This window comes from Pseudanabaena sp. PCC 7367 (genome assembly GCF_000317065.1).
Taxonomy (GTDB): domain Bacteria; phylum Cyanobacteriota; class Cyanobacteriia; order Pseudanabaenales; family Pseudanabaenaceae; genus Thalassoporum; species Thalassoporum mexicanum.
Genome location: NC_019701.1, coordinates 3,578,860 through 3,602,226 on the forward strand (window position 1 = coordinate 3,578,860; position 23,367 = coordinate 3,602,226).

The following is a 23,367-nucleotide window of genomic DNA, read 5'->3' on the forward strand; positions in this document are numbered from 1 at the left end:
TCAAAGTAGTTAAGACTATTGCTGCTCATAAAGACCCAAACTACCCCTATCCAACTGAACCAAAACTTTTGAGACGTGTAACTGAATCCATTTATATCTAGTTAGATCTAGAATCTAGAGACGAGCAAATCACCATGACTAAATTAAATTATCTGCATAGCGCTTCAGAATTTAGATAATGTTGGGAGTTAAATTCTAACTAACTTCAGGAGTGACCAGTTAGCGATCGGTTCACTTGATTGTACTAATTGAAAAGGCTCTGGGCATTTTATTAACCCTAGAGATCCTAAACTAACACCTAGTTATTGATTAAGCCAAGAGTTTGAGTCTAAATCTTGAGCGATCGCTACCAATATCCAATGCTTAGAACTAAAAATATGGCTAAGCAAGTTTAGTATCTGAAATAAATTGCCGTAATGAAAACAGTAATAAAAACAATTGTGCTAACGCATTTTGAATTTGAGCTTAAGTATTATCAAGGATAGTATTCTCAAGAATTGGTTAAGCTCTAAGGGCAAATAAGCTCTGCAAGATATTTTTAGGCTAGGCAACAAGCCAACAGAATCACTGTAAGGTGTTACTCGCATCAATTATTATAAGCAATGATTATAGTTTGCCTGTAACCACAGCAACATTCCGTACCGAATCTAGCGTTTTTGGCGAATTTTACTGAGCAAATGTGGCATGTTTGCATTATTTTAGAGCATCAATAACCGCCAAACATTGCCCTGGCTGTAACGGTCGCCACCAGACCAAGCTGAGCTAAAACCCGATCGCGGAACTCCAGCTTAGCCGCCTGTCTTTGATCTGGTTTATTTGCTGGCTTAGACTTTTTAGCTCCACTAGACTGATTAGCCATTTTAGCCATTCCCCAACCCCAAAGAACCTTGACGCGAGGCTAACCTGGCCTTGCCGGAAGCCGCCCAGTCTTGAAGTAATTCAATTTCCCGTTGTGCGGTTTTAGCCAACGGCACGATCTGACTAGCTGCTTGCAACACATCATCGGTGGTGAAATCGCGGTTTTGACTAAAGCCAATGTGCATCGCCTCAATGATCGCCTGTTCGATCTCTGCGCCAGAAAAATCTGGGGTTTCATAGGCAAGGCGATCGGTATCATAGACCCGCAGGTTATGGGCACGATATTTACTTAAATGCACATCAAAAATTTGTTGCCGCTCGGTTTGGTTGGGGAGCCCCACAAAAAACACCTCATCAAACCTACCTTTGCGCAATAGTTCTGGCGGCAATTGGCGAATATTATTGGCCGTGGCCACAATAAAAACAGGCGTAGTTTTTTCTGCCATCCAGGTTAAAAAAGTCCCAAACACCCGACCAGTGGTGCCCGAATCGCCGCGACCATCTGCGCCCGAAAAAGCCTTGTCGATCTCGTCGATCCATAGGACACAAGGCGCTAATGCTTCTGCAAGCTGAATCATTTGTCGGGTGCGTGATTCACTCTCGCCCACCAAGCCACCAAACAATCGCCCCACATCCAGACGCAATAGGGGTAAATGCCAATGGTGGGAAATCGCCTTAGCCGTTAGTGATTTACCAGTGCCTTGAATGCCGGCCAGGAGCAAGCCCTTAGGATGGGGTAAGCCATATTGCCGTGCCCGTTCTGAAAAAGCACCACCCCGTCGCAATAACCATTCCTTGAGATTGTCTAAGCCACCAATGTCACTGATTTCGGCGGTGGCAGGATAGAAATCTAAAATTTGGGTTTGGCGAATACTCTGGCGTTTTTCTTCTAAGATCAAATCCACATCTTCGGGGCTAATCCAATTTTTGGCGGCGATCGCCTTGGCCAAAACCCGTCGAATCCGTTCTAGTGATAGACCCTGGCAAGCCCTGACCAGATCATCGATCGCCCTGGGTTCCAGCTCACTTTTGGTATCGGCCAGCAACTGCTTAAGCTCAGTTTTAATTTCAGTCGATTCTGGCAAAGGAAACTCCAGAATTGTAATTAGTTCGCCCAGCGTGTCCGGGATATTCACCTGATTGCTGAGCATGACTAGATTTTGAGGTTGGCTCTTGAGCTGTCGTGCCAGATTTTTGAGCTTGCGCGCGATCGCCACATCATCCAAAAAGCGATCGAAATCCCGCAACACAAATACCGCTGCTGCCTGGGTCTTTTCCACAAATTCCAACGCCTGCAAAGGGTTGCGCTTTGCCACTGCCGCCGCGTTGGGATTTCCTTGATACCCATCCACAAAATCCCACACATAGGTAGGCCGACTCAGCATACTCGCTACCCTGGCGATCGCCAATTCGGCGCGCTCCTCTTCTGGCGAAGGGATATAAATTAATGGATAACGCGCCCTGAGGGTGAGACTGAAATCTGCTTCAAAGCTCATGAAATTATTTATTGATTCTGGGTATTATTACTTTGCAATTGAGTAAGGCTGAATCGGTCATTCCTAAAAGGTTTCAACTAATATAGCGATTGAATTAATTTCTATTGCCATATTGGGAACTATAGGCAAGTGCTAGCTAACTCTACTTTTAAACATCCTGTAAACACCAAGTGAATCAGGATTCCGTAGATGGGGAGCACAGATTCAACCGGTTCAAGGCTGGCTAAGTCACTTAATAATTACTAGATAACTAGATAAATAACTAGATAACTTAGTGAGTGCCACCGCTACCATGCAATTACTCAATTAATCGGTATTTTAGTTCGGTACTTTAGTATGGTTGGTCTGTTTGCTAGTTTAGCAAGTTGAGCCAAATCAAGGCGAAGAATCTAAATTTGATATTCGATCGCCATCTAGTAATTGAATTAGCCTAGCGATTGAAAAAGTATAGAAATACCGGATTCTATCACTTAAGCGAAGCAAAAAGCTAAGCAAAACTTCGGCAAATATATCGTATGTTGACTGTTGCGGTGAGAGCACCTAGAAAAAGATGAGGAAGGCAATGTTAAACCTACAAGATCGGCAGGCTTGGCAAAAGTTTGGCCATATTCTAACCAGCTTTGTTTCTGACCACATAGATCTGGTTGCGCCAGAACAAATTGAAACAAGGTTGGAACAAAAGACCCTGTCTCTTTCCTTTACCTTAATTACGGTCAGTCCCGAACGCGATCGCGCCAATCAATTTACCCACGATCTTGAAACGTTCATGCAACGCCTCAAGTTGGCTGGTGTAAAGCGGGTTAGTTTGGAATTTTTTGCCCCCGACGAACAAACACCTGCGCTGCAAGGTAGCTTTGAGTTGCCCTACATCAAGCCACCAGTTACGAACGATGCAGCGATCGTCAAAAGTGCCGATTCTCAAGAATCACTTGCCCGCTCTGGTGCTCGCGCCAATAGCAAAGTAAATCGCCGTACTGGTAGAGGTGGCTCCTTGACGCGCCGGATGCGTGGTTGGTTGACTAGCTCTGAATTACGGCAAAGCGTTGACACCAACAGCAAACTAGCGATCCGTGATCCCAAGCGTTTATTGGTTAATACCAAAGATGCCGCGATCATCAAATTCACCCAGGCGATCGATTGGGTTGATACCTATCCCTGGGAAGATTGGTTTGCCGCCAAAGTGCAATGGCAAAAGCGTAGACACCGTCGTAACCTGGCCAAAGCCCTGTTTGAAGATTTTATGGTGCTGGCGGTTCTGGCCACGGCGCTGTTCTGGCTAAGTGGGCAGCTTTCTGGGCCAACCATGAACCTAGCACTACTTGCCGATCAACATTACGATCACAGCCTTGATTCGCCTGACTATCGCTGTGGCCGCCCTGGGGTTAATCGCAAAAACTATGTCTGTCTCGATCGGGGCATGTCCTATCGTCAGGTTTCCAGCATTCTGGGTGATGAAGGTAAACCCCTGGGGATTGACCATAAGTTCGGTGATTGCGCTAGCCCTAACAAAGATCTATGCGGTGTGATTATTACCTGGCGTGATGGTAGCCGCAACATGAATGCTACTTTCAGTGACGATCGCCTGGTGGCTAAGGCCTGGCGTGATATGTCCTAGCCTCATGGTTTTAAAGCATTGCCCGATTGCAGCTTTGGCACTCAAGTTTTCAGCCATTGTTAGCCAATCCAGATTTTAGTAATAATCGTGCTGATAAGATACTAATTAATTAAAGCTCAAGAAAGCTCAATTAAAATTAGCTGCCAACTTGCTATCAGTTTGCGATCAGTGCGCCAAAACTTACCGCATCAGTTATTTAATGCTTCTGCAAATTTAGTTCTTAGTTCGATTGTTGCCTCTGGTCTAGTAGTTTTTGCTAGACCTGTTTTTTTGCCTGCTTTTGGGGCAGAAATTAGCAACCTGAATACTGAGAATATTAATAGCGAACCGATCGAGGCGATCGCCCCCTGGTTGTTGCCGCCGCCAAATCAATCGATCAGCGCAAATTTAAACATAACCCCAGCGGATCAATATCAAGCCAGTCTACTGCGCCAGCAAGGACTAGCCGATCGGCAGGTGGGGCTATTTGACCAAGCGATCGCCAACCTTGAGCAATCAACTCAGCTTGACCCGACTAACATTAATGGTCATGTCTTACTTGGTTGGACTCAGCACCTGGCTGGTGATCATGACAATGCGGCGCGATCGCTGTGGCAGGCAATTCAACGCGATCCGCGATCGGTTGAGGCATTTAATGCGCTGGGGATTGTCTATCTGGTACGCGGCGATCTCAACCATGCGGTACTCAGCCACAGTTGGGCAGCCATGCTCAAACCAGATAATGAAATTGCTTACTATAATCTCAGCCTCGCCTATCAACGTCAGCAGGTCTATGATTGGGCGATCGCCTATGGTAAAGCTGCCGCTAGCCTGGAGCCCTATAACCCTCATCCATTTGTAGCTTTAGCCGTTTGTTATTGGAGTCAAGGCGATCAGGGCGATCGAGATCGGGCGATCGAAGCCTATCGCCAAGCACTGATTATTGATGCCCGCTATGGCGATCCTGGCTTTTTAAATTATCTAGACGAGGCAGGTTTTAGCGCCGAGCAAATTCAACTGGCTAAGGCAATTCTCTCTGCCACCTGAGCTTAAATTTAATCTGTTAGGATCAGGGCAACTTGGTGCAGTAAAGTTATAGATTGTATAACCTTTGAGCAATTGTTGCGCCTAGGCTATTTCAACCCCAATTTTTGTTAGTATTTCTGCGGAAGAGACATAATCGAGTCACTCCATCAATTCCCACCAGATTCCTAAATTTGTAGATGTATATTTCAATTAACTGGCTAAAAGAACTAATCGAGTTCGATCTGACCGCTGAAGATTTAGCCCACAAACTGACTATGTCGGGCTTTGAGGTAGAAGGAATCGAAGATCGCCGCACCTGGGCCGATGGCGTGGTGCTGGGCCAAATTATTACTGCCGATCGCCATCCCAACGCTGATAAGCTTCAGGTTTGTAGCGTTGATGTGGGAGCGGCTGAAAAGCTCGAAATTGTCTGCGGTGCTGCCAATGCCAGAGCTGGTATTTATGTCGCCGTCGCCACGATCGGCACCTATTTGCCCCGGATCGATCTCAAGATTAAATCAGCCAAACTACGCGGGGTGAAGTCATCGGGGATGATCTGTTCCCTGGCAGAGCTAGGCTTAACCAAGGATTCTGAAGGCATTTATGAATTTAGCTTTGCTGACGAAAATATCCCGGCGCTGGGTAGTGATGTGCGCCCCTGGCTGGGACTGGATGATGTGATCTTAGATGTGACCTCAACCGCCAATCGCGCCGATGCCCTGAGTATGGTGGGGATCGCCCGCGAAGTGGCAGCTTTTTCTGGCGGTAAATTGTCGTTACCAGAACCAAATCTGACTGGTGAACCTAAGCAAGGCGATTGGGTTTCCGTCGAAGAACCCAAAGGTTGTCCAGCCTATTCGGGCAGCTTGATTAAGGGGATTAAAATTGCTGAATCGCCCACCTGGCTAAAACAGCGCTTGGTGGCGGCAGGAATGCGACCGATCAGTAACATTGTGGACATTACTAACTTTGTGATGCTGGAATGGGGGCAGCCGCTCCATGCTTTTGATGCCAACAAATTGGCTGAAAACCTGCAAATTGGGGTCAGGTTTGCCAGGGCTAGCGAGAAAGAACAACTCAAAACCCTAGATGATCAGAAACGCGATCTACAGAATCAAAGTTTTATAATTACTTCCGGCGATCGCCCGGTGGCTCTGGCTGGTCTGATCGGTGGGGCTGACACCGAGGTTGGCGATCAAACCGTTGATATTATGCTGGAAGCGGCTTTGTTTGACTCTGCCACGATCAGGCGATCGGCGCGTGCCCACGGCTTGCGTACTGAAGCATCGGCTCGGTTTGAACGGGGGGTGAATTTCTCTGGCCTGGAAACTGCCCGCGATCGCGCAATTCAATTAATTCTAGAAATTGCTGGCGGTGAATTGACTGAACAAAGCGTAGTTGACAATCGCGCTCCCCTGACCCGCACGATCGAGCTGCGCCTGAGTCGGGTGCAAGAAATTCTGGGTAGTATTGAAGCTGATGATGGGGAACTAGCTGATTTGCCTGCAATGGCAGTGGAGCAAACTCTAGCTACCCTTGGGTTTGAATTGCAATCCCATAGCACCAATAACAATGGCGATCGGCATCTGGATCAAGGTTCAGCCGCGATTAAGTGGTTAGTGAAAGTGCCTTCCTATCGCTATGCGGACATTGAGCGGGAAATCGATCTAATCGAAGAGGTAGCTCGCATCTATGGCTACGATAAATTTGTGGAAACCCTACCCGATCGCACTGAGTTAGGTTTTCTATCCCTTGATTATTTGCTCACTAGGCAACTGCGCGAAATCCTCAAAGGAGTTGGCCTCACTGAGTTGGTGCATGTGTCGTTGACTAGCCCAACCGAAGATAATCAAGTATTGGTGGCTAATCCCGCTGCTGCTGAGTTTAGTGCCCTGCGCAAGGATTTGTTAGCAGGCTTGATCGATGCGTTTGCCAGCAATATTAGCAACGGTAATGGCTCTCTCTGGGGCTATGAGATCGGCAGTGTGTTTTGGCTTGACGAAGAGGGCAGCAATGAAGCTACTCATTTAGGTGGTATTTTAGGTGGCGATCCTACTGTGGGCGTATGGCAAAAGAGCAGCCAACCAATTAATTGGTATGAGGCCAAGGGAATGCTCGAAACCGTATTTCATCGTCTTGGCGTTGAGGTGGAATATCAACCCGATCGCGCTGATGCTCGGTTGCATCCTGGTCGCACTGCCTCATTGTGGATTGATGGCAATCGCCTGGGGGTATTTGGCCAACTCCATCCTGAGCTAATTCAACAGCGCGAGCTACCGGATCAGGTCTATGTATTTGAGTTGGATTTATTTACGCTACTAGAAGCAGTAGCACAGTTAGCAATCCCCATCTTTAAGACCTATTCTACCTACCCCAGCAGCGATCGAGATATTGCCTTCTTTGCGGCTAATAGTATTTCAGTGGCGGAGTTGCAGCGATCGATTAAACGCAGTGGCGGCGCATTACTAGAATCAGTTGATTTATTCGATCAATATATTGGCAAGGGTGTGCCAGAAGGGCAACGTAGCTTAGCTTTCCGGCTAGTTTATCGCGCCAGCGATCGCACCCTTACCGATGAGGACGTAAATAAGGTACATCAACAGGTACGCGACAATCTGGAGGAAAAATTCAGCGTCAGTTTGCGTAGTTAGATGTGTAGTTAGAATTTAAAACTTTAGCTAGGCGGCTAACATATGGCGATCGAATATGACCTGGTGGTGATCGGCGGGATTGATGGGTTGGGCGCAAATCACACCTATGCCTTAGCTAGTCGTGCCGCAAAGTATGGTGCTAGGGTTGCCCTGGTGACCAATTGGCAATTAATTGCTTCGGCTCGTGCTGCTCAGGTTGGGGCGCAAGTTCTGCAATTTCCCCAACCATTGCCCCATTGGTCAGATCTGCGCGATTACTTTAACCGCCATGCCAACCCCAAAGAGCAACTTGAAGCCCTGCAAATTCAAGGCGTAGATGTGGTTTTAGGTGATGGCAAATTTTACGATCGCCAGACTTTACTTGTAACTACTGCTCAATCAAAGTCCAACCATTCGCCGTCGATCCCCACCTCTGAGACCGAGGAGTTACCTAACTACGGTAACCAACGCCTGATCAAATCCCGCAACTTTGCGATCGCCTGGACTCCCACACCACCAATGCACAAAATTGTGGGGCTGGAACGGGTGAACTATCTAAACTGCGATCGGCTGTGGCAGCTACCAGAATTGCCAGAATCGATTGCCTTAATTGGTGGTGATGCCCAAAGTTGCACCCTGGCGCAAGCCCTATCTAGGCTGGGTTGTCAGACAACAATGCTAGTGCCAGAAACTCACATCCTGGGCGATCGGGCTAATTTATTTACTAGCCATAACTCACAGGATCAAAAACCTGGTAAAAAACAAATCACCACCCAAACTGATGTGGAAGTGGCGCGATTGCTCCAGGCTCAGCTAGAAACAGCCCATTTAAAATTAAGCTCAAGCTATCCTCCGCAAAATCCTGCCCCCGATCGCCCCAATAAACAAGCACAACCGATCGCCATTTACACCAGCCATCGCGTTACTGCGGTTGCTCCAATTACTCCGATTACCTCAATCCCGTTGGATCGTGAAGTAAATGAAGTATCTAGCAAAGATGCAAGCGATCGCCCCACATTAGATCGCAATGTCCTTCAATCGGAGCAAACCTCAGTGCTACAGGAAAAAACAGGTATAAAGATCTGGGCAGGCGATCGCACCTTTACCGATCTGCATCTGCTAATTCCTAATTTAAATAATGCAATTAATCGATTGCCAGCTAACCTTGGCCTAGAAAAGGCAGTAGTGAAAACAAATCTTGATGTGAATAATGGCAGCTTTGGCCTTGCCTTAAATTCCAAATGCCAGACCAGCAATCGCCGTATTTATGGCTGCCGCTCCCATGCTGATATCGATCTGATTTTGCAAAACACCTTATTTTTACCTACTGCCAGATTAAATCCCCAGCCAAGCTTACAAACAAGCGCAACCCAACCAGCGATCGCTAGCCTGGGGTTAAGTGAGATCGCTGCTCGCCTCACCTATGGTCAGGATTTAGATGTTTTGCGATCGCCACTACCACCGCAGGGTTACTTAAAAATTCTCTGCCGTGGTAATGGACAAATTGTGGGGGTGCATGGCTTGGGTAGCAATGCGATGGCGGCAATTTCAGCAATTGCGATCGCCATGACTAAAAAAATTGGCCTCAAGCAACTAGCCACCCTGCGGCAAACTGTGCCACAGCAGCATAGCAATCTAGGCGATCGTAGCAATCCTGGCCTAAATGGTCTAAACCTGCTTGCGATCGCGGTTGAACAACTAGAAAAGCAACAGCTACAACGGCAGGTTAGAAAACGCCGGTGGCTAGAGCGTTGGTTTATGTGGCGGCGGGACTATAATTTGTGATCAGCAAACTATGCCAAGGTCACCTGGATAATTTGGCGATCGGTATTGCCCTCGCCACTAAACCTAACCAGGAATACGCAGCAAAAATACTGGGCAAGTGGCCTTTACCCGTACATAATCGGATACGGATTTACCCAATAACAGATCGAGATCTGGCAAGCCCCTAGCAACGTTGGGACGACGATCGTGCGATCCCAATAGTAGTAAAGTTGCATTGCTTTCTTCCGCAGCTTTGCAAATTTCCTTGCCCTGATCGCCAGAACGCATGTAGACCCGATAGGGGATATTACTCCGCTTGACCTTAGCGATCGCGCTTTCCATCACTTCATCATTGGCCATCTCACCGCTATCGCGTTTTTTGCCAATCCGCAGTAAGGAAATTTCACCATCTTTGTAACCACTCATCAATGCGATCGCAAGATCCAAACACTTCTCTGAACCATCGAGTGCCACCATCACATTGCGAATGCTGCGGATATAGACATCATCCTTCACCAGCAACATTGGCACTTCGGTAAGCTGAAATACATACTGGCTCACAGAGTTGGCCAAGATCGCCTGAATTCGCCCCAAGCCCCGCGAACCCATGACCAAAAAATCTGGTTTTAGCTCTTCGGCCACTTTGCAAACCACTGATTTGGGATCACCTTCTTTTAGCAAAGAAGTAACTTGTTGATTGTCACTCAATTTCAAACTGGCTGTTTCTTTTTCCAGAATGCGTTCCCCCGCCAGTCGATATTCGGTTAAACCTTCGGAGCTAGCACCCACTGGAATAATATGCAAAATGGTGATTTGCGATCGGCTCAAGCTGGGCATTGCCAACATCATGTTGATCATTTCGCGCGATCGGCCAGAGCCATCGACTGCCACCAATATATTCTCAAACATAGAATCTATCCCTATTCAAACCTAAATCTTGGAGCTGAATTTTTTTTCTATTATTTGAGTAAATAACAATTGGGAGTGTTTGCTCACAAAAAGTAGCGAAACTTAAAGATCCAATTGGTTGTCTTGGGTTTGGCGCTGTCTTTTACCTTTGCTCGTTAAATTGAGCTGGTGCGGTGTTGCCTCGATCGATCTACATGACTCTATACAGGTTACTTTTTATTTTTAATTTGCTTTAATCGATATGAAAGTCGAATCTCCATAATGGGGTTCTTATCGGATTGGCTAATATATTGCAATCTTCTATCGGGTGATGCACAGGCCAAAATCATTCCAGCAGTCATTGATTTGGTCCCGCCAGTGTAGTCCGCGATCAAATCAGTTTCTTCCAAACCCTTTTCGTTTGCATCAAGGTAAATGGCATTTACTACTTTATTAATGTGGTTGGGATTATCCTTCTCGTTGCTGGGAATCAACAAACTTAAGCCCTGCTCTTTTAAAGGCTTATAGTTATCACCATAGTAAAAATGAATATTTCTCGACTGCAGTAGTTGTTCACCTTCCAGCTTTTTTAACATTTCACCAGCATATTCAAAGGAATCATTAGTGCAAATTATCCAACAATGTTCTAATTTATTACCTTGCAGATGGTGCTTGATTGCTACTTCCGCTGCTGGTTCTGGAATCTTGGAATTCTTGCGGCTCATTACCACAATTAAACCTCGTGAGGTTTCTAATAATTTCTCTACTTCTAATTTGGTAGGAACTTCAGGTGATAGATTAAATACCTGATTTGCAGTTTGTGTTAACCATCGGGCAAAGCTTGTCGCATATACCAATAGGGAAAAAAGCACCAGCATGGCCACAGCTAAGGCCAGCTTAATTAGCCATAACTCCTTAACACCTTGATTAGTCTTCAGCCATAGGAAAAAATCATCCCAAACCAACTTAGAAAAGCCGTCTGAGATCAGCGGGAGCAGAAAAGCACTGAGAAAAAGGAAGAAAACAAAGTTTTTCGTTGGGTCAGAGAATAATTGCTCAACTGGATTTTGGCGTTTCATTACAGTTTTTGGTAGGGCAATGACTTCTTAATAATTGCATTGATAGAACTTAAATATGCAGTAAAGCTAATAAATTTTGCTGGGGTCGATCGCCTAATTTAACAAAAGCTGCTCTAGAGCAGGATTATCTTAACCTCAATTTAAAACTGACCGATTAGTATAGGGGAATACTGACTACCCAGGAAATATGAGTAACCTTCTCAAGTTTGATCGATCGACAACGGATTCAGCAGCTAACTCCGACTGGCGGCAACTATTAGAAGAAGTTTATCAAGGTCGTAGCCTTTCCCCCTACAGCAATGGTCAAACCATCCCGCTCTATCCAGATGAAATCCTGGTGGTATGTCGCGGCATTGTGCGCCTGGGTACGTTGCATGAATCCGGCGATGAGGTTTTATTGGGTTTAGCAGGGCCATCTACCCCCTTTGGGTTGCCGTTGACCCTGATTAGCCCCTACCAGGCGATCGCATTTTCCCACGTCGATATTATGCGTCTGTCGATGGCAGAGATTGAAAATGTACCCAGTCTTTCCCACGGGCTGTTTCGTCATTTGTGTCGGCGGCTCCAGCAAACCGAGGCCATGCTTGCCCTGGTGAGTAATCGCCGGGTGGTCGATCGGCTGCGACAGTTTTTGCTGCTCCTCAAAGATGAAATTGGCCAACCCAGAGCCAATGATACGCGCCTGAGCATTCGGCTTACGCACCAGAATTTGGCCACCGCGATCGGCACTACCCGTGTGACCGTGACCAGAGCCCTGCGCCAACTCCAGGAGGAAGGCATGATCAAGCTCGATCGTCGTCGCCACATTGTGATCATGGAGTCGGCGATCGCTGAATAGATAATAGACCTTAAAAATATTTGTGTATGCGCACACAATATTACGAAATCATAAAAGTGCTGCCAAAAGAATTCTTAAGGAAATGCCACTAATTCAGGCAAAACTAGCCAAAGTAAGCGATCTTTTCTGGTTTTAGCGATCGGCTCTTGGTGGAACAATTAATTATGTTTCCAAGGTAAAAGTTGCTCCTTGGTTGGTGAAACCCATGTAAACCCATGTAATACAGCTAAGCCCAGAATTCATTCCCCTGGGCTTTTTAGTATCTATACTTTTGGGCTGGAATCTAAGATTTCTTGTTGTTAGCCATGATTAGCGATCCTTAGCAACAACCGGGCGCGCAGGTAGCATCATCCGTGCTGGTTTTAGTGATCGTATAATCACCACCCTTGGTTTCTTTGGGATGCCGCAGGTTCGTGCGTGAGCAATCGTAGGCTTCGGCTTCTTCCAAGGGGATATCTTCATAGGGCAAGATCGCAATGAAGTCATCTTTGTAGGGGCTGGTGGGGCTAGTCAAAATCTGCAAAGTTTTATCGCAAACAGCGGTGCGCTGACCCCGCTCAAAGGTATGTTCATCATCATCCAGCACCGCTTTCCAGGGGCCTTTGTAAACCACAGCCTGCTTCCTCTCCCAGCATGGGCCTTGTTTGCCCTTGAAGGCTTGAATCGTCATCGATCGAAACTCAATCCCATCGATCGTTTGCCAGGGCTCGATTTGCCGGCTGAGAATTTCGATCCCATAAAATCCCGCCTGCTCAAACATTGCCAGGAATTCATCTTCCAAAAAAGCACCAGCAATGCAGCCACTCCAGAGATCGGGATCATCCAGGATCTTCTGGGTTGGTGGTTCATCACAGACAATATCGGAAATAACCGCCCGACCGCCTTTTTTGAGCACCCGGAAGATTTCGCCAAATAGTTGTTTTTTGTCCTGTGGCTTTACCAGGTTCAATACACAGTTAGAAACCACCACATCTACGCTATGGTCAGCGATCAGTGGTTCCTGTTGGCGCAGGCGATCGCAGTGGCTTTCAAAATCGCTCAAGTCAGAAATATTCGTAACTGGATGCTGAGCTAACCATTGATTTGCCTGGTCTAGATCTAATTTCAAATCCTGGATTTTAGCTTTAACAAACTTGGTATTGTGATAGCCAATTTTGCTAGCGATCTCGTCCTGGTATTGGCGGGCGATCGTCAACATTTCATCATTAAAATCCACGCCGATCACCTGACCGCTTGCGCCCACCTTCTGGGCAATGATGTAGCAATTTTTGCCCACGCCAGAACCAAGGTCTACCACTGTTTCGCCAGGACGGACATAGCGAGTAGGATCGCCGCAGCCATAGTCTTTTTCAATGATTTCCTGGGGCAGACAACCTAAATAATCCCCCTCATAGTCAGTGGGGCAGCATAACTGGGGTTCCATTTGTTGAGCCCCGGCCTCATAGCGCCGCCGCACTGATTCTTCGATGTCATACTCTACAATCTCCACTGCGATCGCCTGAGAACCGCTTTGATCCTTCATCATATCTATCCATCACTTAAATTGAGCTGGAGCAAAGTTTACCAGCATAATCAATGCCCTAGGCTTGGCCTTTTTACTAGACATTTTTCTAGGGCGATCCCAGATTCTTACCAAAGCAACAAAAATTGCCAAAGGTAACTTTATACTTTGCCCCACTGTATATTGTTACGTCTAAATCTCGTACATGGATTAGAAACTACTTAAAAAGCCGTTGGATTTGTAAACTTATTGGATTTATCGTCTGCCCGGAATATTCACAAGCGATCGCAGCAAAAACAATCGCCCTAAGGCTGGCTAGTGGAAATTTACAAAACCTCTTTTGAAATAGCACATAGCACTAGGACATATAGCAGTAAAAACAACAAACAATTTGGGCTACTTGCTGGAAATCTAAGTTATTTCCAGATCAGCAGCATCCCCAGATTGATCTAACTTGTGCAATCGCAAACAATCGATCCGGGGGCCATCCGCAGCGGTGATCGTTACTTCGATCGAGCCATAGGTCATTTTTTCGCCCTGGTCAGGGATTTTTTGGAGGTGATAGATCACAAACCCACCGATCGTTTGGTATTCATCGATCATCGGCAAATCCAGATCCAAAGACTCGTTTACCTCTTCTACGCTGACCTGTGCCTGGATCAAAAAGGTTTGCTCATCGATCGATCTGATCCCTGGCTCCGCATCGGTGGTAGTCTCGCCCGCATCACCGGCAATTTCTTCGAGAATATCTTCCAGGGTCACCAATCCTGCCGTGCCGCCAAACTCATCCACCACCATCACCATTGACTTGTGCGATCGTTGCAACTGTGGCAGCAACTCATCCAGGTAGGTATCCTCTGAAACAAACCGCACCGGACGGATATAGGGCTGAATACTTTGATCGAGGTCTAAGCTACCATTTCCCAGTTTGCCCACTACTTCCTTAATTTGCACCACGCCACGAATATCATCCAGGGATTCGCCTGCGACTGGGTAAGCAGAATGATTAGAGCTGTTCACCGCATTGAGCAAATCTCTAACTGTGTCTTCGTAGTTGATGCATTCAATGCTAGTGCGTGGCACCATGATTTCGCCGGCGGTGGCTTCCCCAAATTCAAATACGTTTTTTAATAACTCGCGCTCTTCGTCTTCCAGGCCGCTAGATTCATTGGAGGTAATGATCATTTGCAATTCTTCGGCACTGACGGCGCTATACCAGAATTTGGATGAATATTCGATCCCCACCAGCTTCAGCAGCAATCGCGTCGATTGATTCAATAGCCACAAACAAGGGCTAAATACCTGGGCAATAATTTCACTTGGTTTGCCCAACCACAGGGCGATCTTCTCTGCGTTCATCAGTGCGATCGACTTGGGCACCAACTCACCCAGCACAATTTGCAAATAGACAATTAATAAAAAAGCGATCGCCAGTGCCCAGGATTCAGTTATTTCGGCGGGCATTCCTGGAAAGCGATCTAGTCCTGGCAACATTCTCAGGCCATCATTGATTACGGCGGCCACCACATCTCGACCCAGCCAACCCAAACCCACACTAGAAAGGGTGATACCCAGTTGGGTAGTTGATAAAAATCGATCGATCTGGCGCTGTAGTCTTTGTACCACCAACGCAGGCAGGGAGCCGGATTCGACTAACTGATGCATCCGCGATCGCCGTACCGCCACGATCGCATATTCAGCCGCTACAAAAAAAGCATTGATGGCCACCAGCACCAAAATCATCAGTAAATAGGGCACGATTCCCGAACCAGCGACAACTTCTGCATGAGCCAATGTTGCTGATGGCGGTGGTATGTCATCCATTAATTACTTTGCCTAATCGCTTTGCCAAGGTTCAGTGCCAATTATTTTCAGTCCCTGCAATCTGCCTTCGGTGGGGATCGGTTGGGGCACCTGTTTACCTGCTGGGACAGGTTTCACGCCCTCTAGCGCCTGCTGCCCAAATATATAGGCCACCATGCCACTGGCCACAGCCACAATTATCATTAAGGTAAGTAAAACCAGCGTGAAGCTAACGCGACTTTGCGTTTTTGGCTTTGTCTTCTTTTTCCTTCGTTTGGCAGGTCGCTTTTTTGGTTTAGTTCCAGCCATTGCACCAGCTAATCAATATAGGCTTGAGGCTAAGATATTTTTAACAATGCTAGCCAGGTATTAACTTGAGCATATAGCATATAATGCTAATGCGCTATTCACAACAATAGATCTAACTATTTTTGTTTTTTGATTGTGATCGCGGTTGGGGTTGAGCCCCAGTTAATCTACCTGGGTTGGCTGACTGGTAAAGCAATCGACTCATAATCGATGATATACTGGTTCGATTCCAGTACCCAGGATTCTTGCTTTTAATCCTTATATATTTTGTGTTTAAGCCATTTAAATTTAATAAGCGGAGCGATCGCCGTGGCTAAATATACTAAATATATTAGATGTATTAGATATATTAGTGGCGATCGTCTGGTCTAGCTTGTAAGCAAACTGAATTTTGATCTTGAGCGGTTGCTCTTAGCCCTCTGTTAATTAAGTTAACTCAGGCTTATCTGTAGTACCGATTACCGATCGGCATCCCCTAACTGGAAAGCATTGGCTTTTTTTTATGCCAATCCGTTGATTGCTCATAACCATAGGCAACTTGTAGCAACACATCCTCACGCAGGGCGTTAGAAATCATCTGCAAACCGATCGGCATCCCCGCCGCATCAAACCCACAGGGCAAACTCAGGCCAGGTAAACCGGCCAGGTTGACGGGAATTGTCATTAAATCAGTTAAATACATACCCAGGGGATCTTCGGTCTTGGCACCAGCTTTGAAGGCGGTGGTGGGTGAAACCGGACTAACCAATACATCTACTTGTTCAAAGGCGCGATCGAAATCTTGCCTGATCAGGGTGCGCACCTTTTGAGCTTTTAGATAATAGGCATCGTAATAACCTGCCGAAAGCGCGTAGGTACCGATCATGATCCGACGTTTTACTTCGGTGCCAAACCCGGTTTCTCTGGTCTGGGCATACATTTCCAGCAAATTATCAATATCCGGCTGCCGGAAACCATATTTTACGCCGTCGTAGCGAGCCAAATTCGCCGAAGCCTCCGATGGAGCAATGATGTAGTAGGTGGGCAGGCCATAGGCAAACCGAGGGCAAGAAATTTCCTTGATCTCCGCGCCCATGGATTCCATGTGGGCGATCGTCTTCTTTACTGCCGCAGCCACTTCCTCGCTTAGTCCTTCACCAAAGGTTTCGGTGATCACACCCACTTTCTTGCCCTTGAGCGATTGGGTTAAATCTGCCGTCAGCAGGTTAGGGTAATTAGGGATCGGCACATCCAGGCTGGTAGAATCCTGCGGATCATGGCCAGCTAGAACAGACAACAGGGTGGCAGCATCCTTGACGGTGTTGGCAAAGGGGCCAATTTGATCCAAAGAGGAGGCAAAGGCCACCAGACCATAGCGCGAAACTAAGCCATAGGTAGGCTTGAGCCCGACCACACCGCAGAACGAGGCTGGCAATCGAATTGAGCCGCCCGTGTCTGAGCCCGTGGAAATCACGCATTCTCCCGCTGCCACCGCCGCCGCCGATCCACCGGAAGACCCACCGGGCACACATTCAAGATTCCAGGGATTGGCCGTCGCGCCAAAGGCCGAGTTCTCAGTAGAGCTGCCCATCGCAAACTCATCCAGGTTGGCTTTACCGATCATCACTGCGCCAGCTTTGGCAATTTTAGCCGTCACCGTAGATTCATAGGGAGCCACAAAATTAGCCAGCATATCTGAACCACAGGTGGTGAGGGTGCCCTTGACGCACATATTATCTTTGATGCCGATCGGGATACCTGCCAGTTTGGGCATTGGTTCTCCAGAGGCGATAATGTCATCGATCGCTTCGGCTTGGGCGATCGCTATTTCTGGGGTGAGATTAATAAAGCTATGGAGTTTTGGTTCAAGCGCTTGGGCGCGATCGATAAATTCTTGGGCAATTTCCACCGCCGAGCGATCGTGATTAACCAAGGCAGACTGGATTTCTTCAATTGTTGATAACATCGAGGATGAATATATAGCTGGACAAGTGCATAGAAAGCAAATACAATATACCCGCAAATTAAGGTGTGATCTTGCCCTCTGGAGGTTATTATTCCCGAACAGTTAACCCTTACAGTAAGTTTAAGAGGTAGCCGCGAAGTACGCGATAACTATCAAATATTTCGCCTTACTGGTTTGCTGGACGCATTTTCTGAGCCCGCCTTTCGTAAGGTGATTGGCAGATGCATTGATGATGGACCTGCCAACATTATTCTAGACCTATCGGCGATCGATTTTGTCGATAGTTCTGGTTTGGGGGTTCTGGTGCAGATGGCTAAGAAAACCCAGTCATTAGATGGCTCCCTCCAAATTATTAGTAACCCCAGAGTGACGCAAACAGTCAAGCTGGTGCGCTTGGAGCAATTCCTCTCGCTTAGACCTTCCGTTGAAATAGCCCTGGCGAGCATACCGAATAAAAGTGAATAGGTGCAGAATGTGAGTTTGAGTAATCGGTTAGCCAGTTTAGGCAGTTGGCATTTACCTTTTTTGTGATTAAGAACTTATCTACCAAATTAGTAATAGTTTGGCTAAGTGTTATTGCTTAGATATGATTAGATATTAATTGAGCACCAATTAATAAGCCTGTGCGTTGGTTGTGTGATTCTTTAGATTGATTGGCGATCGCATCATAATCGCATCCGTTAACTAGTAGCTATAGCTATATTCACAATAGAGACTGGTTAAGCAGGAAGTCGACAAATTAATGCAAATTAGTTAAGACATCAAAAAATTAATAATTAAATGATTAATCCACAACATGCATAACTCTGGTTATTCCCTTCTGTTATGAAAGGGAAACTAATCAGAAGAAGGAAGAGATTTAGATTAATCAATGAATTAATCAACAGGCATTTTACAATTCCACCTAATTTAATTTGAATTTAATTAAGCGATCTGACCTTTAATTATTTGGTGATTTCGCCTTGATAGTCATGCTTGGTGATGCGATCGCCCTCAGCTTAAGATCTATAATCCTTGATTTGCAGATCACCGATTATTGATTGCTAGAGGCGATTTTGCTAGAGGCGATCGCCGATTGGTTCTGGTTGCTGACCTAATTACTAAACTACTAAATTACTAATAATCCCTAAGCCATCTGCCAACCCTAGTTGCTGAGCTGATCTTTCATGTCATTGCTACGTCCCAATATTGATGTTGATAAAATTGATGAAATATCGATCGCAGCCTTGGCTTATATTGGGGATGCGATCTATGAATTGCATGTCCGGCTCAACTTTTTAACCCCACCGCGATCGCCTAAGGAATATCACCAATTGGTTGTATCGAGGGTAAAAGCCCAAAGCCAGGCCAATCAGTTGAACAAATTAATTGATAACCAATTTTTGAGTGAGTTAGAATTAGATCTGGTGCGGCGCGGACGCAATGCCACCACCTCTACACCCAGGCATATCAACCCGCAAACATACCGACTGGCCAGCGGTTTTGAAGCTTTGATTGGTTATTTATATTTAAAAGATCCCGATCGCCTCGTCCAAATATTGGCGCAAGCTGACAACATCCTATGACTAAATTTAAACGCGACTCTGGCAATTTTCGTAAAGGTCGCAAAGACAGCAGCGACAAAAATCCTCGTTGGTCAAAATCTACCGAAAATCGATCTACGCGATCGGCTAAGCCCAAATCCTTCAAACGCAAGCGCTATGGCGAAGATTCAGCGGCGCAATCAGGGTCTAATGCTGCTAATGACAAACCAAAACCAAGACCAAAGCTAGGCACATTAAAGCTCAGAGGCAGTTCTAGGACGACGGATTCAGGTCGGGTTGGGCGTAAATTTGGGCGTAGCAATGACAGAAAAGGCCGTGATGCCAAACAAACTAATAAAACTGGTGGTTACGATCGTAAATCTGCCGATCGCAGGTATGAGCATAAGCCTGGTCGAGTTGAGCGAGTTGAACGCTCTGATCAATATGATAAATATGATCGCGGTGATTCTATTCCCAAGCCCAAGCTTGATCTAGACCGCGATCGCAATCCTGCCAGGTCTAATGGCCATAAAGATAACCATAAATCTGACTCTGACTATGGCTCTGATTATCAACCTGCATCCAGATCAGACAAACCATCCAAATCACCCAAATCACACGAATCTGACTACTCACCGCGATCAGCCAACTTTAAATCTGAGCCTAGAGCCGATCGCAAATTCAATCGCTTCGATTCCCGCACTGAGAAGGATCGAGCCGTTCACCAGCCAGAACCAGATCCCAATACATTGATTAACCGCGATCGCGGGGATGATCAAGACAGCCCGGATTTGGTCTATGGTCGCCATGCCGTTGCTGCTGCCATGGAAAGTGGCCGATCGCTCCATCGTCTCTGGGTCACAAATCGCTTGCGCTATGCCCCGGACTTTCTGCCCCTGATCAATGCGGCCAAAGAAAGCGGCTGTGTGATCGATGAAGTTGATATTGTGCGCCTGAACCAGATTACCCACAATGCCAGGCATCAGGGGATCGCTGCCCAGGTTGCTGCCTATGCATATTTAGAACTTGGTGAGTTGATCAATCAGGCCAAGCAGGCAAGTCAAAATCCAGTTATTATTGTGGCCGATGGCATTACTGATCCCCATAATCTTGGGGCGATTGCCCGCAGCGCTGAGGCGATCGGTGCTCATGGACTAGTGATCCCACAACGACGCGCGGTGGGGATTACCTCAACGGTTACTAAAGTAGCGGCCGGGGCACTCGAAAATCTGGCCGTAGCAAGGGTCACAAATCTCACGCGGGCACTTGAACAGCTCAAGAGTGAAGAATTCTGGATCTATGGTACTGCCGCCGAATCAGGTCAGCCAATTCACAAAGTTGACCTATTAGGTGCGGTGGCACTGGTGATCGGCTCGGAAGCAGAAGGATTGAGTATGCTCGTGCAGCGCAGTTGTGATGTGCTGGTTTCTATTCCCTTAGGAGGAAAAACACCTAGCCTCAATGCTTCAGTGGCGGCAGGGATGGCGCTATATGAGGTATTCAGGCAGCGCTGGCAAAATACGTTGAGTTTGAACAATTTGTCATGAGCAGATGGATTAAGTTATATAAAAGTAGGAAAACTTCCAAATATTAAAAAATTGGTAGAGTTATATGAACTTGACTAGTAACGTTAAGGAGACATTCACTTCTCTTCTAGAGAATATGGGAGTAGCGGTTTGGATTGAGATAACTACTCAGTCACCCCAATGCACCTACTTTTTTGGACCCTTTGTCAGCGTCTCTGAAGCTGAGCAAGAAAAGTCGGGCTATATCGAAGATCTTGAGGCCGAAGGGGCATTTGGGATTTCGATCGATATTAAGCGCTGCAACCCAGACAAGTTAACCGTATTTGATGAAACCAAGGAAATGCTGCCAGGTATTAATACTTTCCTAAGTCGTCAACCTGGCTAGTCTTTAATTATTTATTGCGACTATTGCGAAGTTTTTGCCTAGCGCTGTGTTTGTTAGATTTCGTTAGATAATCAGCAGCAAGAATCCTTAATATTCAATCTATGCAAGCTTCTCCGTGATTGCGATCGTTATCCCCAACTGGTTTGTCTGTTAGTCTGATGTAGAATCAGCCAGCGGGGAAAAAGATCTAGAACTAGTATCAATCTTCCTTATTTACATTGATTTAATTTACATCGATTTACAAGTTAGCTGCTGCGGCCTGGTCGATCACCCAATTTACATTCCCCTGTACCAACCGCGCAGGATATAAATTGCTATCCCCTTGCTTTGCATTGACCGCAGCCACTGCCTCGGCCTTCCCAGAGCCTTCCACCAAAAATAAAATTTGCTTAGCCGCATTGATTAAGGGTGCTGTAAAAGTCAATCGCAATTGGCCATCTTTCTCGCCCACCGTTACCAGGCGATCGCCTACCTTAAGCGCTTCCGTATGCGGAAATAGCGAAGCCGTATGGCCATCATCGCCAAGTCCTAACAAAATGAGATCGAAGGCAGGAAAATCACCAGCCGCGACCTTAAAAAAGTCTTGCAAATGCTTGCTGTAAGTAATTGCTGCCAGGGCAGGATCTGCCTTGGTGGTTGGCATGGCATGAATATTAGAGGCTGGGATCGCCACTTGATCTAACCAAAGCTGGCGAGTCATGCCTTCATTGCTCTGGGGATCGCTGGGCGGTACATAGCGCTCATCACCCCAAAACACATGAAATTTGTGCCAATCTAAGTCCTGCTCTGCTAGGGCTGCATAGAGTGGTTTAGGCGTGCTGCCACCGGAGGCCGCAAAGGTAAATCGATCGTTAGTTTCGATCGCTTTCTTATAATTCTGCAACACGATCTCTAGGGCTCTGGCAATTAAAGCCTGGCGATCGTCAAAAACTTCAATATTTACGCCCATATGAGTAAAGTCATCCTCTAGTAATTGAAAAGTCTAAGAAAGTCGAAAAGTCTAAGAAAGTCTAAGCATGAGGGATTGCAATCTAAGTCAGGCTTATCCGCTCAGATGAATCAGCATCCAGCATGATTTTTGGGGCTGGCGAATAATAGCCTAGACCTGCTCAAATCTTGCGGATCAATGCTTTCTACAACTTTGAGCAGTTAGCTACTGCCTATAGAAAGCATAGGACATCAAGACAAGCTAAATCCATTGTAGATTTAGCCTATCAGCCTTCTACCCCCTTTGAGCATGGCGATCGTACTGTTTCAATAGCTTAAACTGCCCGCGATAACATTTATTAAGAATTTAAGATTACGAAGCCAGGCATATTAAACTAAGCAGCGATAAATATTTTTTTAGGGTCTTGATTAGTTATCAATTTTATTGAGTAGTTAAAGCCTCAATCAATGCTTGGGGTGCACCAGGCCGATTAGTCTTAACCATCAAATGGATTGCTCTAACCCAACTCCTCACACCCAGGTTTATTTAGTTCAAACAACAGCAGCAAAAGAAAGTTAGCGTTTTTATTGGTAGATAGTTGTAGATAGTTAAGGAATTTTGCAAGATCGATATAACCATCGGTGATTGCAACTAAACGATCGCTATTTTAGTCAAAGATATTGCTTAAAGCTTTACTAGGCAATCATGCCGACTTATTTCGCAACCTAAACTGCTTGACTGCTTCTGTGTTCGTATAGATTTCTATAGATTCATTTCAATCCGTCTCTAGAGAGGTGAACTTTATTTCGGTTTGTGTGAATCTAGGTTTAGTATCACAAAAATGCACTAATGTAGTATTTGAAACCTTAGGAAAACATTAAGAAAGGGGATTCAAAATGACACCGTCAATCATGCGATTGTTTTGGGACTTAGTTAATCGCTCACAGCCAAGCCACCTTTTGGGCATGGATGATGATGGCTTGGTTTCCTGGCTGGTTGACCAGGTGCAGCAAAATTCGTCTCTGGACAGGCAACAGCAGGATGCTTTGTGCAACTACATTAATAGCCGCATGCCATTGATTCGTGATATTGCTGCCAATCATTAGGGCGATCGCTAAACTTTGCCTCAACTTAGCGATACATATAGCGATATATATTAGGGTGGGGTTTATTCTCTGCGATTGAATGTGCCATGTATATATATTGGATATATTGGCAGGTATTTAATTGATCGCGTCTTACTAGCTTATCTCAGGCGATTTTTGGTGTGAACT

19 protein-coding genes and 1 tRNA gene are annotated in these 23,367 nt (G+C 46.2%); 11 read left to right on the plus strand and 9 right to left on the minus strand.

Annotated features, from left to right (window positions below):
* Positions 1 to 706: 706 nt before the first annotated feature.
* Both PSE7367_RS22115 and PSE7367_RS14190 read right to left on the minus strand, forming a co-directional pair.
* Positions 707 to 859, minus strand: coding sequence for a hypothetical protein (locus PSE7367_RS22115; protein WP_015166047.1), 153 nt, complete (start codon positions 857 to 859; stop codon positions 707 to 709).
* 1 nt (position 860) lies between these two features.
* The gene (locus tag PSE7367_RS14190) at positions 861 to 2,354 is read right to left on the minus strand and encodes an AAA family ATPase (protein ID WP_015166048.1); all 1,494 of its coding nucleotides are present in this window, start codon (positions 2,352 to 2,354) and stop codon (positions 861 to 863) included.
* 562 nt (positions 2,355 to 2,916) lie between these two features.
* On the opposite strand from PSE7367_RS14190, the gene PSE7367_RS14195 reads away from it, so the two are divergent.
* From PSE7367_RS14195 to PSE7367_RS14210, 4 genes are all read left to right on the plus strand, one after another.
* On the plus strand, positions 2,917 to 3,969 hold the full coding sequence (locus PSE7367_RS14195; protein ID WP_015166049.1) for a hypothetical protein: 1,053 nt from the start codon (positions 2,917 to 2,919) through the stop codon (positions 3,967 to 3,969).
* A gap of 168 nt (positions 3,970 to 4,137) precedes the next feature.
* Positions 4,138 to 4,995, plus strand: a complete 858-nt coding sequence (locus PSE7367_RS14200) for a tetratricopeptide repeat protein (RefSeq protein WP_015166050.1) — start codon at positions 4,138 to 4,140, stop codon at positions 4,993 to 4,995.
* A gap of 176 nt (positions 4,996 to 5,171) precedes the next feature.
* Positions 5,172 to 7,625 (plus strand): phenylalanine--tRNA ligase subunit beta, encoded by a 2,454-nt coding sequence (gene pheT, locus PSE7367_RS14205; RefSeq protein ID WP_015166051.1) that lies wholly within the window; start codon positions 5,172 to 5,174, stop codon positions 7,623 to 7,625.
* 42 nt (positions 7,626 to 7,667) lie between these two features.
* Positions 7,668 to 9,389 carry an NAD(P)/FAD-dependent oxidoreductase gene (locus tag PSE7367_RS14210; RefSeq protein ID WP_015166052.1) on the plus strand — a complete coding sequence of 574 codons (1,722 nt, stop codon included), beginning with the start codon at positions 7,668 to 7,670 and terminating at the stop codon, positions 9,387 to 9,389.
* 63 nt (positions 9,390 to 9,452) lie between these two features.
* On the opposite strand, the gene PSE7367_RS14215 is transcribed toward PSE7367_RS14210, so the two are convergent.
* On the minus strand, positions 9,453 to 10,277 hold the full coding sequence (locus PSE7367_RS14215; RefSeq protein ID WP_015166053.1) for a universal stress protein: 825 nt from the start codon (positions 10,275 to 10,277) through the stop codon (positions 9,453 to 9,455).
* A gap of 209 nt (positions 10,278 to 10,486) precedes the next feature.
* Entirely contained in the window at positions 10,487 to 11,335 is an 849-nt protein-coding gene (locus tag PSE7367_RS14220) for a hypothetical protein (RefSeq protein ID WP_015166054.1), read from the minus strand.
* Between the two features lie 187 nt (positions 11,336 to 11,522).
* Here PSE7367_RS14220 and PSE7367_RS14225 point away from each other — a divergent pair, with 187 nt between their 5' ends.
* Positions 11,523 to 12,173: a Crp/Fnr family transcriptional regulator gene (locus tag PSE7367_RS14225; RefSeq protein WP_015166055.1), complete on the plus strand. Its 651-nt coding sequence runs from the start codon at positions 11,523 to 11,525 to the stop codon at positions 12,171 to 12,173.
* A gap of 319 nt (positions 12,174 to 12,492) precedes the next feature.
* Here PSE7367_RS14225 and PSE7367_RS14230 read toward each other — a convergent pair whose 3' ends face one another.
* The 3 genes from PSE7367_RS14230 to PSE7367_RS14240 form a co-directional block, all read right to left on the minus strand.
* Complete coding sequence (locus PSE7367_RS14230; RefSeq protein ID WP_015166056.1) at positions 12,493 to 13,698, minus strand: methyltransferase domain-containing protein; 1,206 nt, start codon at positions 13,696 to 13,698, stop codon at positions 12,493 to 12,495.
* Between the two features lie 387 nt (positions 13,699 to 14,085).
* Entirely contained in the window at positions 14,086 to 15,498 is a 1,413-nt protein-coding gene (locus PSE7367_RS14235; RefSeq protein WP_015166057.1) for a hemolysin family protein, read from the minus strand.
* Between the two features lie 12 nt (positions 15,499 to 15,510).
* Positions 15,511 to 15,786, minus strand: a complete 276-nt coding sequence (locus PSE7367_RS14240; RefSeq protein ID WP_015166058.1) for a hypothetical protein — start codon at positions 15,784 to 15,786, stop codon at positions 15,511 to 15,513.
* 170 nt (positions 15,787 to 15,956) lie between these two features.
* Here PSE7367_RS14240 and PSE7367_RS14245 point away from each other — a divergent pair.
* Positions 15,957 to 16,028, plus strand: a tRNA-Ile gene (locus PSE7367_RS14245).
* Positions 16,029 to 16,261: 233 nt separating this feature from the next.
* Here the strand turns inward: PSE7367_RS14245 and gatA are convergent.
* The gene (gene gatA, locus PSE7367_RS14250; RefSeq protein ID WP_015166059.1) at positions 16,262 to 17,731 is read right to left on the minus strand and encodes an Asp-tRNA(Asn)/Glu-tRNA(Gln) amidotransferase subunit GatA; all 1,470 of its coding nucleotides are present in this window, start codon (positions 17,729 to 17,731) and stop codon (positions 16,262 to 16,264) included.
* A gap of 90 nt (positions 17,732 to 17,821) precedes the next feature.
* On the opposite strand from gatA, the gene PSE7367_RS14255 reads away from it, so the two are divergent.
* The 4 genes from PSE7367_RS14255 (at position 17,822) to PSE7367_RS14270 (ending at position 21,165) form a co-directional block, all read left to right on the plus strand.
* Positions 17,822 to 18,196 (plus strand): STAS domain-containing protein, encoded by a 375-nt coding sequence (locus tag PSE7367_RS14255; protein WP_041698503.1) that lies wholly within the window; start codon positions 17,822 to 17,824, stop codon positions 18,194 to 18,196.
* Positions 18,197 to 18,897: 701 nt separating this feature from the next.
* Positions 18,898 to 19,296 (plus strand): Mini-ribonuclease 3, encoded by a 399-nt coding sequence (locus tag PSE7367_RS14260; protein WP_015166061.1) that lies wholly within the window; start codon positions 18,898 to 18,900, stop codon positions 19,294 to 19,296.
* Entirely contained in the window at positions 19,293 to 20,801 is a 1,509-nt protein-coding gene (gene rlmB / locus PSE7367_RS21580) for a 23S rRNA (guanosine(2251)-2'-O)-methyltransferase RlmB (RefSeq protein WP_015166062.1), read from the plus strand. The genes PSE7367_RS14260 and rlmB overlap by 4 nt, the downstream gene beginning before the upstream one ends.
* A gap of 64 nt (positions 20,802 to 20,865) precedes the next feature.
* Positions 20,866 to 21,165, plus strand: coding sequence for a DUF1816 domain-containing protein (locus tag PSE7367_RS14270; protein ID WP_015166063.1), 300 nt, complete (start codon positions 20,866 to 20,868; stop codon positions 21,163 to 21,165).
* 238 nt (positions 21,166 to 21,403) lie between these two features.
* Here the strand turns inward: PSE7367_RS14270 and pgl are convergent, their stop codons facing one another.
* Positions 21,404 to 22,114, minus strand: a complete 711-nt coding sequence (gene pgl, locus PSE7367_RS14275; protein WP_015166064.1) for a 6-phosphogluconolactonase — start codon at positions 22,112 to 22,114, stop codon at positions 21,404 to 21,406.
* An 875-nt stretch (positions 22,115 to 22,989) separates the two neighbouring features.
* Here pgl and PSE7367_RS14280 point away from each other — a divergent pair.
* Entirely contained in the window at positions 22,990 to 23,199 is a 210-nt protein-coding gene (locus tag PSE7367_RS14280; RefSeq protein ID WP_015166065.1) for a hypothetical protein, read from the plus strand.
* The last annotated feature ends 168 nt before the right edge of the window (positions 23,200 to 23,367 follow it).